Origin of the sequence: Ideonella sp. B508-1, from assembly GCF_000333615.1 — a bacterium.
Lineage (GTDB): Bacteria > Pseudomonadota > Gammaproteobacteria > Burkholderiales > Burkholderiaceae_C > Ideonella.
In genome coordinates this window covers 1-12,296 of sequence record NZ_BADL01000390.1, presented here as the reverse complement: position 1 = coordinate 12,296, position 12,296 = coordinate 1, and the positions used below count along the sequence as shown (strand labels likewise).

Below are 12,296 nucleotides of genomic sequence, written 5' to 3'. Positions count from 1 at the left end.
CCAGGCCCGCAGCCCCGAGCAGGTGGCGGCCATCCGGCGCGGCGGCTATGTGCTGTCGGACCGGCCACAGGCTCAGGCGGTGATCCTGGCCACCGGCTCGGAGGTGGCGCTGGCGATGCAGGCCCAGGCCCTGCTGGACGCACAGGGCCTGCCGGTGCGGGTGGTCTCCATGCCCTCGACCAGCGTGTTCGACGCCCAGGACGCGCGCTACCGCGACAGCGTGCTGGGCCGCCACCTGCCGCGCGTGGCGGTGGAGGCCGGCAGCCCCCGCGGCTGGGCCTTCTACGGCTGCCGCGAGGTGCTGGGCCTGGACCACTTCGGCGCCTCGGCCCCCGGCCCGGCGCTGATGCAGTCCCTGGGCTTCACCGCCGAGCAGCTGGTCGACAAGGTGCGCGCGGCGATCGGCCACGAACCGCAGATCGAGCGTTCCTCCAACTGAGGCTGCCCGTCTTCTCTTCTGAAAGGCTCCCCATGCGCTACAGCGTCCTCAGCTTCGACCTGGATGGCACCCTGGTGGACACCGCCGCCGAGATCGCCGAGGCGGTCAACCGCACCCTGGCCGAGTTCGGTGTGCCGCGCCAGGACGAGGAACGCATCACCCGCCACATCGGCCATGGCGCGCGCCACACCCTGCTGCGGGTGCTGGCCGACCTGCTGCTGGCCGAGCCGGACCGGGCCGAAAGTCTGCGGCCCGACGCGGTGCTGCCCCGCTGGGAAGCCCACTACGGCGTCCTGGCTGGCCGCCAGTCCAAGCCCTACCCGGGCTGCGCCCAGATGCTGCGCGCCCTGCGCCTGGGCGGCGTGCGCCTGGCCTGCCTGACCAACAAGGAGCACCGCCACGCCCAGCAGGTGCTGCAGCGCTGCGGCCTGGGCAGTGCCTTCGACTTCGTGCTGGGCGGCGACAGCCTGCCCCAGCGCAAGCCGGACCCCGCCACGCTGCGCCATGTGCTGGCTGCCCTGGGCGGCCAGCCCCAGCGCGCGGCCCATGTGGGCGATTCGCGCATCGACATCGAGACCGCCCGCGCCGCCGGCGCCCAGGCCTGGGCCGTGCCCTGGGGCTACGACGGCGGGGCCCCGCTGCTGGAGGCCCGGCCCGACCAGGTCTTCGACAGCCTGCCCGACATCGCCGAGCACGTGCTGGGCGTCAACCGGGCCTGGATCGCCGCGGCGGCCACGGCCTGAGCCTGATCTCTCCGCTCTTTTCCTTCACCCACTCACTTTCTCAAGGTTGCTCATGACGATCCGGATCGGCATCAACGGCTTCGGCCGCATCGGCCGCATGGTGCTGCGCGCTGCGGTGCAGAACTTCGCCCACGACATCGAGATCGTCGGCATCAACGACCTGCTGGAGCCCGACTACCTGGCCTACCTGCTGAGCTACGACAGCGTGCACGGCCGCTTCCAGGGCGAGGTGGCCGTGGAAGGCCAGACCCTGATCGTCAACGGCCGGCGCATCCGGCTCAGCGCAGTGAAGGACCCGGCCGAGCTGGCCTGGGCTGACATCGGTGTCGACGTGGTCATCGAATCCACCGGCCTGTTCCTGACCCAGGACACCGCAGAGAAGCACCTGAAGGCCGGCGCCAAGAAGGTCATCCTGTCGGCCCCGTCCAAGGACGACACCCCGATGTTCGTCTACGGCGTGAACGATGCCAGCTACGCCGGCCAGGCCATCATCTCCAACGCCAGCTGCACCACCAACTGCCTGGCCCCGGTGGCCAAGGTGCTCAACGACGCCTTCGGCATCCAGCGTGGCCTGATGACCACCGTGCACGCCGCCACCGCCACGCAGAAGACCGTGGACGGCCCGTCCAACAAGGACTGGCGCGGTGGCCGCGGCATCCTGGAAAACATCATCCCCAGCAGCACCGGTGCCGCCAAGGCCGTGGGCGTGGTGATCCCCGAACTGAACAAGAAGCTCACCGGCATGTCCTTCCGCGTGCCCACCTCCGACGTGTCGGTGGTGGACCTGACGGTCGAGCTGAACACCGAAGCCAGCTACGCCGACATCTGCGCGGCGATGAAGGCCGCCAGCCAGGGTGCCATGAAGGGCGTGCTGGGCTACACCGAGGACAAGGTGGTCTCCACCGACTTCCGCGGCGAGGCCATGACCTCGGTGTTCGATGCCGAGGCCGGCATCGCCCTGGACACCACCTTCGTCAAGGTCGTGGCCTGGTACGACAACGAGTGGGGCTACTCGAACAAGTGTCTGGAGATGGCCCGCGTGATGGCCCGCGGGGTCGAACGGAGCCCGGCATGAAGGTGCTGCGTTTCAAGGACCTGGTGAACGAGGGGCGCGTCACCGGGCAGCGCGTGTTCATCCGCGCCGATCTCAACGTGCCCCTGAGTGCGGCCGGCGAGATCACCGAGGACACCCGCATCCGCGCCTCGGTGCCCTGCATCGAGATGGCCCTGCAGGCCGGCGCCGCGGTGATGGTCACCTCCCACCTGGGCCGCCCCACCGAGGGGGCGTTCAAGCCCGAGGACTCGCTGGCCCCGGTGGCCGCGCGCCTGTCCGAGCTGCTGGGCCGCGAGGTGAAGCTGGTCGCGAACTGGGTCGACGGCGTGGACGTGGCCCCCGGCCAGGTCGTGCTGCTGGAGAACTGCCGCGTCAACGTCGGCGAGAAGAAGAACAAACCCGAGCTGGCGCAGAAGATGGCGGCCCTGTGCGACATCTACGTCAACGACGCCTTCGGCACCGCCCACCGCGCCGAGGGCAGCACCTACGGCATCGCCGAATACGCCAAGGTCGCCTGCGCCGGTCCGCTGCTGGCCGCCGAGATCGACGCGATCACCCAGGCCTTGGCCAACCCGAAACGGCCCCTGATCGCCATCGTGGCCGGCTCCAAGGTCTCGACCAAGCTGACCATCCTGCAAAGCCTGTCCAGCAAGGTCGACGGCCTGATCGTGGGTGGCGGCATCGCCAACACCTTCCTGCTGGCCGCCGGCCAGAAGATCGGCAAGAGCCTGGCCGAGCCGGACCTGGTGGGCGAGGCCACCGCGGTGATCGCCGCCATGAAGGCCCGCGGCGCCGAGGTGCCCATCCCCGTGGACGTGGTCTGCGCCAAGACCTTTGCCGCCGATGCACCGGCCACCGTCAAGGCCGCCAGCGAGGTGGCTGACGACGACCTGATCCTGGACATCGGCCCGAAGACCGCCGCCATCCTGGCCGACAAGCTCAAGGCGGCCGGCACCATCGTCTGGAACGGCCCGGTGGGCGTGTTCGAGTTCGAGGCCTTCGCCCACGGCACCGAAACCATCGCCCGCGCGATTGCCCAGAGCTCGGCCTTCAGCATCGCCGGCGGTGGCGACACCCTGGCGGCCATCGCCAAGTACGGCATCGAGCAGGACGTGGGCTACATCTCCACCGGCGGCGGCGCCTTCCTGGAGGTGCTGGAAGGCAAGACCCTGCCGGCCTTCGAGATCCTGCAGAAACGGGCCCTGGCCTGAACCCATCACACAAGGAGACATCCCATGGCCCTCATCGCCTTGCGCCAACTGCTGGACCACGCCGCCGACCACGGTTACGGCGTGCCCGCCTTCAACGTCAACAACCTCGAGCAGGTCCACGCCATCATGCAGGCGGCCCAGGCCACCGACAGCCCGGTGATCCTGCAGGCCAGCGCCGGTGCCCGCAAGTACGCGGGCGAGGCCTATCTGCGCCACCTGGTGCTGGCCGCCATCGAGACCCACCCGGACATCCCCGTCTGCCTGCACCAGGACCACGGTGCCTCGCCGGCCGTCTGCCTCCAGGCCATCCGCTCGGGCTTCTCCAGCGTGATGATGGACGGCTCGCTGAAGGAAGACGCCAAGACCCCGGCCGACGATGCCTACAACGTGGCCGTCACCGCCCAGGTCTGCCAGATGGCCCACGCCGTGGGCGTGAGCGTGGAGGGCGAACTGGGCTGCCTGGGCTCGCTGGAGACCGGCGACGCTGGCGAGGAGGACGGCGTGGGCGCGGCCGGCAAGCTCAGCCACGAGCAGATGCTGACCGACCCGGCCGAGGCGCGGGACTTCGTGGCCCGCACCGGCGTGGACGCGCTGGCCATCGCCATCGGCACCAGCCACGGTGCCTACAAGTTCACCCGCCCGCCCACCGGTGAGGTGCTGGCCATCGACCGCATCGCGCAGATCCACGCCGCGGTGCCCAACACCCACCTGGTGATGCACGGCAGCTCCAGCGTGCCGCAGGAGTGGCTGGCCATCCTGCGCCAGTACGGCGGCGACATCAAGGAGACCTACGGCGTGCCGGTGGAGGAGATCGTGCGCGGCATCGCCAGCGGGGTGCGCAAGGTCAACATCGACACCGACATCCGCCTGGCCATGTTCGGTGCCATGCGCCAGGTCATGGCCACCCAGCCCAGCGAGTTCGATCCGCGCAAGGCCCTGGCCGCCGCGACGAAGGCCGCCCAGGGCCTGTGCCAGGCGCGCTTCGAGGCCTTCGGCTGCGCCGGCCAGGCCAGCCGCATCCGGCCGCTGCCGCTGGAAGCCCTGGTGCCGCGCTACCGCTGAAAGGCGCCGCCATGCTCGAAGCCCTGCTGTGGGACGTGGACGGCACCCTGGCCGAGACCGAGCGCGACGGCCACCGGGTCGCCTTCAACCTGGCCTTTGCCGAGGCCGGCCTGCCCTGGGGCTGGTGCGAGCGCCGCTACGGCGAGCTGCTGCAGGTGACCGGCGGGCGCGAGCGCCTGCTGGCCGACATGGCCACCCGGGCCGACGCGCCCGCCACGCCGGCCGCGCGCGAGGCCCTGGCCCGGCGCCTGCACGCGCTGAAGAACGCTGCCTACGCCCGCCTGGTGGCCGAGGACCGGCTGCGTGCCCGCCCCGGCGTGGTCGGCCTGATCCGCGCGGCGCGCGCGGCCGGGCTGCGTCAGGCCATCGTCACCACCACCAGCCGGGCCAACGTTCAGGCCTTGCTGCCGCGCCTGCTGGGGCCGGACTGGGCCGACGGCTTCGACGCCCTGCTGTGCGGCGAGGATGTGGCCGCCAAGAAGCCCGACCCCGAGGTCTACACGCTGGCGCTGCAGCGTCTGGGCCTGGCGCCCGCGCAGGCTCTGGCACTGGAGGATTCGCCCGCTGGATGCCAGGCTGCGCGGGCGGCCGGTGTGGCGGTGCTGCTGCGGCCCAGCGCCTACTTTCCTCGCGTGCCGGAGTGGGCCGGCTGGACCTGGGACGAGGCCCAGCCCCCGGACCTGGCAGCGCTGCGCCTGGGCCATGCCCGCCAGGCCACGACGCTGCCGTGGGCTGAGGCCGTTCAGGCCATGCCGACCGCCCGGTTGCGGCCCTCGCACTTGGCGCGGTAGAGCGCCAGGTCGGCCTGGGCGATCAGGGCGTCCAGGTCCAGCTCGCCGGTCTGCTCGCTGTGGCTGGCCCAGCCCACACTGACCGTGACGCAGCCGCTGGGCGAGGCCGGATGCTGCAGGGCCAGGGCCTCCACCGCGCCGCGCAGCCGCTCGGCCAGGCCCGGCGCGTCACGCTGGGAGGCGGATGGGAACAGGGCCAGGAACTCCTCGCCGCCGTAGCGCACCAGCACGTCGTCGGGCCGCGCCAGCGTGCCGCTCAGGGCCTGGGCCACCTGGCGCAGGCAGGCGTCGCCATAGCGGTGGCCGCGCTGGTCGTTGAGCGGCTTGAAGTGGTCCACGTCGACCATCATCACCGTCCAGCTGCGCGGCGGGTGGCGCCGCCGCTCGGGCTGCTGCAGCCGGTCCATCACCTGCTTGAGGTGGTGCCGGTTGGGCACGCCGGTCAGCGCATCGGTCCAGGCGATACGGGCCAGCTTGCGGCGCTCGCGCCGCAGCGACTCGCTCTTGAGCCGGTGCTGCACCTGGGCCAGGGTGCTGCGCCAGGCACACTGGCCCCGGCGGCCAGCAGCACGCCGGCCACGCCCCAGCCGTAGTCCAGCCGGACGACCCGCAGCGACAGCAGCAGCAGCGTGCCCGACAGCAGCATGGGGCTGACGCTGCGCACCAGGAACTCCCAGCGCCGCGAGGGCAGCGGCCAGGGGCTGGGCAGCGAGCGGGCCCCCGGCCAGGCCAGCACCACCAGCGGCAGGAAGGTCAGCGTGATCAGGCTGCTCCAGGCCGGGGTCACGACCTCGGGCCAGCGGGTGCTCAGGTGGTTGTTCAGGGCCGCACCCAGGGTGTAGAGGCCCACATGCAGGCTCATCGCCCCGAACAGCCTGCGCTCGGCCGAGGAGACCGCCGCGCTCCAGCAGACCGCCATGCCCACCCCCAGGTAGAGGTTCTGGGCGTCGATCAGCCGGAGCTGGGACGACAGGCCCGGGGCATCCGGTGGGCTGTCCGCCGCCAGCGAGCCCCAGGTCAGCCAGAACCAGGCCAGCGACACGGCCAGGGCCTGGATGACGTCCAGGCCGAAGGCGGTGTGGGGCTCGCGCTCGCGCCAGGGCCGGGCCAGCAGCAGCAGCAGCGGCACCGCCCAGAGCTGGAACAGCATCAGGATGGCGCGGTGGGGCAGGGCGTGCTGGCCCAGGCCCCATTCCCACCAGAGGTTGCCGGCCTGGCCCAGGCACCACACGCCCAGGCTGGCGGCCACGCAGGCCCAGCCCCAGCGTGCGGCAGGCTCGGTCTCGACGCGGGCGCGCCACAGCGTGACGGCCTGGGCCAGCAGCGGGGCGGCCAGCACGACGAGGTAGGCGGGCAGGGTCGTGTCACCGACCACGCCCGCGGCCAGCAGCAGGGCCTGGACCGCGAGGAAACCGAGGGTGACACGCAAGGACAACGGCACGGCGGACACTCCGCAAAACAGCAGCGGGGCGGTGGCGAACAAGCGTTCGATTTTGACCAAAAGCGCCGGACAGCCCGCGGGAGTTGCGTGCGTTCACAATGCGAACGTGAATTCCGCACTCCCCCACAGCCCGGCGGCCGACCGCAACAAGGGCCCCATCCTGGACCGGCTGCGCGCGCTGCTGCCCGTGGGCGCCCAGGTGCTGGAGATCGCCAGCGGCACCGGCCAGCATGCCGAGCACTTCGCCCTGGCCTCGCGCAGCGGCGGCTGGGGCTGGCAGTGGCAGCCCAGCGAGGCCACGCCCGCCGGTCTGCCGCCCTTGGCCCAGCGGCTGGCCGAGGTGCCCGGGGTGCGTCCCCCGCTGATGCTGGATGTGCGCCAGCCCGACTGGCCCCAGGCGGCCGGCGCGGCCGGCTGGGACGCCGTCTACGTGGCCAACCTGCTGCACATCTCGCCCTGGGCCTGCACCGGGGCCTTGATGCGCGGCGCCGCGCGCATGCTGCGCCCGGGCGGTCGGCTGATCGTCTACGGGCCCTTCATTGTCGAAGGCGAGCCCACCTCGCCCAGCAACCAGGCCTTCGACATCGACCTGCGCAGCCGCGATGCGGCCTGGGGCCTGCGCCACCTCAGCGATGTGCAGGACGAGGCCCGTGCCGCCGGCCTGGGCTTCGAGGCCCTGCACGACATGCCGGCCCACAACCGGCTGCTGGTCTTCGGCCGGCCGGGCGCCTGAGGCGGACCGGTCTTTTCAGCCCAGCCAGGCCCGCGCCACCCAGCCCGGGGCCACCACCAGCGCGAACAGCAGGCCCGACACCGCGCCCCACAGATGGGCCTCGTGGTTGGTGCGGCCGCCCTGCTGCCGGCCGGCCCACAGCGTGTAGGCCAGGTAGCCCAGGCCGAAGATCGGCGCCGGAATGGGCACCGGGATCGGCAGGATGAAGAGCTTGGCGCCGGGGAACAGGGCGATGGCCGCGAACACCACCGCCATCACCGCGCCGGAGGCGCCCAGGCACTGGTAGGCCGGGTTGTGGCGCTGTTTCAGCCAGGTGCCCAGCGTGCTGGCCAGCAGGCCCACCGCATAGAGCAGCAGGAACAGCGGCGTGCCCAGGGCCCGTTCCAGCCCGGGGGCGAAGGCCCAGAAGCTGAAGCCGTTGAAGATCAGGTGGGTCAGGTCCGCATGCAGAAAGGCGTGGCTGAGGACCGTGCCCCATTGCTGGCGGCGCAGCAGCCAGTAGGGGCGCAGCACGCCACGGTCCATCCACTGCGGGAACTTGCCCAGCGCCAGCAGGCTGATGGCGGCCATGGCGGCCAGCAGCAGGCTGGCGGCGGGTGCGGCGAGAACGGAAGACATGGCCGGCGATGGTAGCCGGCCGGCCGGGTCAGTCCTGCGTCACCGGCAAGAGGCGTTGGTGCGGGCCGTCGAGCAGGTCGCGCTCGGCCCAGCCGCGGCCGGCGCACAGCGGGAAGCTGGCGACATGGCAGCCATCGGCCTCGGCCAGCTCCACCCACACCACAGGCACATCGTGCGGGCTGCGCTGCTCCACCGCGTAGGCATAGAGGGCCGCCGGCTGTGCGCTGTCGAGCAACTGCTCGAACAGGCGGGGTCGCTGGGTGGCGTCGGCCCAGTCTTCGGCGCTGCCGCTGTCCAGGTCGCCAGGCAGCAGGCGCACGCTGCCGGTCACCTGGCCGGGGATCTCGCTGTCCGCCTCCAGGGCGAAGAGCAGGCCCCGCACATGCAGCCCGCGCTGCACCTGGCGGCGCATGCCGCGGTAGAGCAGGTCGAAGGCCGCGTTGATGTCCGATGACTCCATGAAACGGTGGCGGCGGTCGCCGCGGTGGTCCTGCAGAGGGGGGAAGTCGAACATGGCGGGGGTACAGCAAAGATGAGGACAGGTTCTGGACGAGATCGTAGGCCCCGGCACCGGGCGCAATCCCGGGAAAAAACCGGGAAAGTCGCGCTGCGTCCGGCTCAAGTTCGTCGCTATGCTGGCCCGATGAACTTCGACGAGTACCTGCGGCACGACGCCACCGCGCTGGCCGAATGCGTGGCCCGTGGCGAGGTCAGCCCGGCCGAGCTGCTGGCGCTGGCCCTGGCCCGCCAGCAGGCGGTGCACGGGCAGATCAACGCCCTGAGCCGGCTGATGGAAGGCGAGGCCCGCGGCCTGATCGCCGACGGCCTGCCCGAGGGCCCCTTCCGTGGCGTGCCCTTCCTGCTCAAGGATGGCGTGCACGACTGGGCCGGCCTGCCCACCAGCTACGGCAGCCGCGGCATGCTGCGCCTGGTGCCCACGGAACATGCCTTTGTGGTGCGGCGCTACCTGCGCATGGGCCTGGTGGTCTTCGGCAAGACCAACCTGCCCGAGCTGGCGCTCAAGGCGGTCAGCGATTCCGCGCTGCACGGCCGGGTCTGCAACCCCTGGGACCTGGGCCGCACGCCCGGCGGCTCCAGCGGCGGTGCGGCGGCGGCCGTGGCCGCCGGCATCGTGCCCATGGCGGCGGGCAATGACGGCGGGGGCTCCATCCGCATCCCGGCGGCCTGCTGCGGCCTGGTGGGCCTGCGGCCCTCGCGCGGCCGGGTCTCGGTGGGCCCGGGCATCGGCGAGGTCTGGTACGGCGCCTCCACCGAGGGCGTGCTCAGCCGCAGCGTGCGCGACACCGCCCGCGCGCTGGACGCGCTGCAGGGCCCCGAGCCGGGCGACCCCTTCGTCATCGCCCCGCCGGCCGAGCCCTACGCCCAGGCCTGGCAGCGCCCGCCCGGCCGGCTGCGCATCGGCTGGACCACCCGCTCGCCCATCGGCACGCCGGTCCACCCCGAGGCGGTGGCCGCGGTGCAGGACGCGGTGGCGCTGCTCGCCTCGCTGGGCCACGAGTTGGTGGAGGCCGAACCGGCCATTGACGGCGACGCGCTGGCCCGCAGCTACCTGCACCTGTACTTCGGCCAGGTGCCGGCCCTGGTGGCGCGGGCCCGCGCGGCCGGGGCCCGCGACGGCGACTTCGAGCCCCTGACCCGGGTGCTGGAGACCCTGGGCCGCGCCGTCTCGGCCGGCCAGCTCACGCAGGAGCTCTGGCAGTGGAACGGCTTCGGCCGCGCGCTGGCCGACTTCCACGCCCGCCACGACCTGCTGCTCACCCCCACCCTGGCCGAGCCGCCGATCCGCCACGGCCAGGGCGACCCGCCGGCCTGGCAGCAGACCCTGCTGGACGGCCTGAACCGCAGCGGCCTGCTGGGCGCGCTGGCCCGGCGCGGCTGGCTGGACGGCATGGTCAACCAGATCGCCCGCGACAACCTGCAGGCCGTGCCCTTCACCCAGCTGGCCAACCTGACCGGCGTGCCGGCCATCAGCCTGCCGCTGTACTGGACCCCGCAGGGCCTGCCGCTGGGCGTGCAGTTCGTCGCCCCCTTCGGCCGCGAGGACCGGCTGCTGCAGCTGGCCGGCCAGTTGGAACAAGCCCGGCCCTGGGCCGGGCGGCGGCCGCCGCTGTGAGGCCCCGGAGCAGGGCCATGGAGTACAGTGCGGCCCCCGTGAACACCCCTCCCTCCCTGGCCACGATCAAGCCCGGCGCCAAGCTGGCCGAGCAGGTCGCCGACGTGCTGGAACAGCAGATCCGCGGTGGCAGCTGGCAGGCCGGCGAGAAGCTGCCGTCCGAGGCCGTGCTGGTGCAGCAGCTGGGCGTCAGCCGCACCGTGGTGCGCGAGGCCATCTCGCGCCTGAAGTCGCGCGGCCTGGTGGAGGCCCGCCAGGGCAGCGGCGTGTTCGCCTGCGCGCCCGGCGTGGCGCCGCTGAGCTTCGAGATGCCGGCCCCCGGTTCGCGCGAAACGGTGCTGCAGATCGTCGAGGTGCGCCGCGCGCTGGAGGCCGAGGTGGCCCAGCTGGCGGCGGCGCGGCGCAGCCCGGCCGATGTGCTGGCCATCCGGGCGGCGCTGGCCGCCATCGCCCAGGCCGTGGCCGAGGGCCGTGACGGGGTGGAGGAGGATGTGCGCTTTCACCGCGCCATCGCCGAGGCCTCGCACAACCCCTTCCTGACCAGCACGCTGGACTACCTCTCGCAGTTCCTGCGCGGGGCCACCCGCGTGACCCGGGCCAACGAGGCCCGGCGCGGCGACTTCGCCCGCGACGTGAACGAGGAGCACGAGGCCATCGTGCGGGCCATCGAGGCCGGCGACCCGGCCGCCGCCCGCGCGGCCGCGGCCCGCCACATGCAGAACGCCGCCCGCCGCATCGTCCAGGCCGACCCGGCCTTCTGGGACGAGCACGGCGATCTGGCCCGCGCGCTGGTGCCGCCGGCCGTGACCTGACGGGCCGCCCGCTGCCGCGCCGGGAACGACCGGGTTTCATCGGCCGGGCGGCTGCCACCTCTACGGGTTTTCCCAAATCCGCGAAACTCCGTGTAACTTGTAGGATGACAATATAAGATGACACCCTGGAGTTCCCGCTCATGTCCACCCTGACCCTGCTTGGCATCGGCCTGGGCAGCATCGCGCTGCTGCTGTTGCTCATCATCCGCTGGCAAGTCCACGCCTTCGTGGCGATGATGCTGGTGAGCCTGCTCGTGGCCCTGGCCACCGGCATGCCCACCGGCGACATCATCAGCACCCTCATCAGCGGCATGGGCGGCACGCTGGGCTCGGTGGCCATCCTGGTGGCGCTGGGCGCCATGCTGGGCCGCATGATCGAGGTCTCCGGCGGCGCGGCGCACCTGGCGCAGCGCTTCACCGCCCTGCTGGGCCCGGCCCGGGTGCCGGCGGCCCTGACCGCCTCGGCCCTGATCCTGGCGGTGCCCGTGTTCTTCGACGTGGGCTTCATCATCCTGGTGCCCATCGTCTACGGCTTCTGCAAGGCCGCGGGCGTCAACCCCATCAAGTACGGCCTGCCGGTGGCCGGCATCATGCTGGCCGTGCACGTGGTGGTGCCACCGCACCCCGGCATCGTCGGCGGCTCGGCCATCCTCAACGCCGACGTGGGCTGGATCACCCTGCTGGGCCTGGGCATCTGCGTCGTGCTGGCGCCGCTGGCGCAATGGACGGCCAAGCGCCTGAACCGGCGCGAGTACGCCATGCTGCCGGCCACCGCCGAGCAGTTCGCCGCCTTCGGGGCCGAGCAGGCCGACGAGGCCATCCACAGCCGTGGCAAGGCCCCCAGCCTGGCCGTGGTGCTGGCGCTGATCCTGGTGCCGCTGGCCATGATCATGGTGGGCACCACCGGGGCCACCCTGCTGCCCAAGGGCGATGCGACCCGCACCCTGCTGGGCTTCATCGGCGCGCCCGTGTTCGCGCTGATGGTGGCCGTGGGCCTGGCCATGTGGCTGATCGGCCATGGCCAGCGCTGGAGCCGCGAGCGCACCAACGCCGTCATGGAATCGGCCCTGCCCCCGGCGGCCACCGTGATCCTGGTGACCGGTGCCGGCGGCGTCTTCGCCAAGGTGCTCACCGCCAGCGGCATCGGCACCGCGCTGTCCACCAGCCTGACCGCCACCCACCTGCCGCTGATCCTGCTGGCCTTCGTGATCTCGCTGGCGCTGCGCGCCGCCCAGGGCTCGGCCACCGTGGCCATCCT

At 72.4% G+C, this 12,296-nt stretch carries 14 protein-coding genes; 10 read left to right on the top strand and 4 right to left on the bottom strand.

Going from position 1 to position 12,296, the window contains the following annotated elements:
- From I73_RS16090 to I73_RS28390, 6 genes are all read left to right on the top strand, one after another.
- Window positions 1-439: transketolase C-terminal domain-containing protein (locus I73_RS16090; protein WP_026096827.1), on the top strand; the 439-nt coding region annotated here is incomplete at its 5' end.
- Window positions 440-471: 32 nt separating this feature from the next.
- Window positions 472-1,182, top strand: a complete 711-nt coding sequence (gene gph / locus I73_RS28395; protein WP_022981554.1) for a phosphoglycolate phosphatase — start codon at window positions 472-474, stop codon at window positions 1,180-1,182.
- 52 nt (window positions 1,183-1,234) lie between these two features.
- Window positions 1,235-2,257 carry a type I glyceraldehyde-3-phosphate dehydrogenase gene (gene gap / locus I73_RS16080; protein ID WP_022981553.1) on the top strand — a complete coding sequence of 341 codons (1,023 nt, stop codon included), beginning with the start codon at window positions 1,235-1,237 and terminating at the stop codon, window positions 2,255-2,257.
- Window positions 2,254-3,447, top strand: coding sequence for a phosphoglycerate kinase (locus I73_RS16075; RefSeq protein WP_022981552.1), 1,194 nt, complete (start codon window positions 2,254-2,256; stop codon window positions 3,445-3,447). The genes gap and I73_RS16075 overlap by 4 nt, the downstream gene beginning before the upstream one ends.
- A gap of 24 nt (window positions 3,448-3,471) precedes the next feature.
- Window positions 3,472-4,509 (top strand): class II fructose-bisphosphate aldolase, encoded by a 1,038-nt coding sequence (gene fba / locus I73_RS16070; protein ID WP_022981551.1) that lies wholly within the window; start codon window positions 3,472-3,474, stop codon window positions 4,507-4,509.
- A gap of 11 nt (window positions 4,510-4,520) precedes the next feature.
- A complete protein-coding gene (locus I73_RS28390) occupies window positions 4,521-5,300 on the top strand; it encodes an HAD-IA family hydrolase (protein WP_022981550.1) in 780 nt (259 codons plus the stop codon).
- On the opposite strand, the gene I73_RS33260 is transcribed toward I73_RS28390, so the two are convergent.
- Together I73_RS33260 and I73_RS33255 are read right to left on the bottom strand one after the other, a co-directional pair.
- Window positions 5,252-5,821 carry a GGDEF domain-containing protein gene (locus I73_RS33260; protein WP_051049245.1) on the bottom strand — a complete coding sequence of 190 codons (570 nt, stop codon included), beginning with the start codon at window positions 5,819-5,821 and terminating at the stop codon, window positions 5,252-5,254. The genes I73_RS28390 and I73_RS33260 overlap by 49 nt on opposite strands.
- Window positions 5,743-6,741: a hypothetical protein gene (locus tag I73_RS33255; protein WP_159105898.1), complete on the bottom strand. Its 999-nt coding sequence runs from the start codon at window positions 6,739-6,741 to the stop codon at window positions 5,743-5,745. Before I73_RS33255 ends, I73_RS33260 begins: the two co-directional genes overlap by 79 nt.
- A 106-nt stretch (window positions 6,742-6,847) precedes the next feature.
- On the opposite strand from I73_RS33255, the gene I73_RS16055 reads away from it, so the two are divergent.
- The gene (locus tag I73_RS16055) at window positions 6,848-7,474 is read left to right on the top strand and encodes a DUF938 domain-containing protein (protein WP_026096826.1); all 627 of its coding nucleotides are present in this window, start codon (window positions 6,848-6,850) and stop codon (window positions 7,472-7,474) included.
- A gap of 15 nt (window positions 7,475-7,489) precedes the next feature.
- Here the strand turns inward: I73_RS16055 and I73_RS16050 are convergent, their stop codons facing one another.
- Together I73_RS16050 and I73_RS16045 are read right to left on the bottom strand one after the other, a co-directional pair.
- On the bottom strand, window positions 7,490-8,092 hold the full coding sequence (locus tag I73_RS16050; RefSeq protein ID WP_022981548.1) for a rhomboid family intramembrane serine protease: 603 nt from the start codon (window positions 8,090-8,092) through the stop codon (window positions 7,490-7,492).
- A 28-nt stretch (window positions 8,093-8,120) separates the two neighbouring features.
- A complete protein-coding gene (locus I73_RS16045; protein ID WP_022981547.1) occupies window positions 8,121-8,606 on the bottom strand; it encodes a hypothetical protein in 486 nt (161 codons plus the stop codon).
- A gap of 129 nt (window positions 8,607-8,735) precedes the next feature.
- Here I73_RS16045 and I73_RS16040 point away from each other — a divergent pair, with 129 nt between their 5' ends.
- The 3 genes from I73_RS16040 to I73_RS16030 form a co-directional block, all read left to right on the top strand.
- Window positions 8,736-10,226, top strand: coding sequence for an amidase (locus I73_RS16040; RefSeq protein ID WP_022981546.1), 1,491 nt, complete (start codon window positions 8,736-8,738; stop codon window positions 10,224-10,226).
- A 38-nt stretch (window positions 10,227-10,264) separates the two neighbouring features.
- Entirely contained in the window at window positions 10,265-11,038 is a 774-nt protein-coding gene (locus tag I73_RS16035; protein WP_026096824.1) for a FadR/GntR family transcriptional regulator, read from the top strand.
- 140 nt (window positions 11,039-11,178) lie between these two features.
- The coding region (locus I73_RS16030) for an SLC13 family permease (RefSeq protein ID WP_022981544.1) at window positions 11,179-12,296 on the top strand (1,118 nt) is incomplete at its 3' end.

Excerpts from the sequence above, each read along its gene's own strand:
- gph (WP_022981554.1), top strand. The coding sequence starts at position 472 with ATGCGCTACAGCGTCCTCAGCTTCGACCTGGATGGCACCCTGGTGGAC.
- gap (WP_022981553.1), top strand. The coding sequence starts at position 1,235 with ATGACGATCCGGATCGGCATCAACGGCTTCGGCCGCATCGGCCGCATG.
- I73_RS16075 (WP_022981552.1), top strand. The coding sequence starts at position 2,254 with ATGAAGGTGCTGCGTTTCAAGGACCTGGTGAACGAGGGGCGCGTCACC.
- fba (WP_022981551.1), top strand. The coding sequence starts at position 3,472 with ATGGCCCTCATCGCCTTGCGCCAACTGCTGGACCACGCCGCCGACCAC.
- I73_RS28390 (WP_022981550.1), top strand. The coding sequence starts at position 4,521 with ATGCTCGAAGCCCTGCTGTGGGACGTGGACGGCACCCTGGCCGAGACC.
- I73_RS16050 (WP_022981548.1), bottom strand. The coding sequence starts at position 8,092 with ATGTCTTCCGTTCTCGCCGCACCCGCCGCCAGCCTGCTGCTGGCCGCC.
- I73_RS16045 (WP_022981547.1), bottom strand. The coding sequence starts at position 8,606 with ATGTTCGACTTCCCCCCTCTGCAGGACCACCGCGGCGACCGCCGCCAC.
- I73_RS16040 (WP_022981546.1), top strand. The coding sequence starts at position 8,736 with ATGAACTTCGACGAGTACCTGCGGCACGACGCCACCGCGCTGGCCGAA.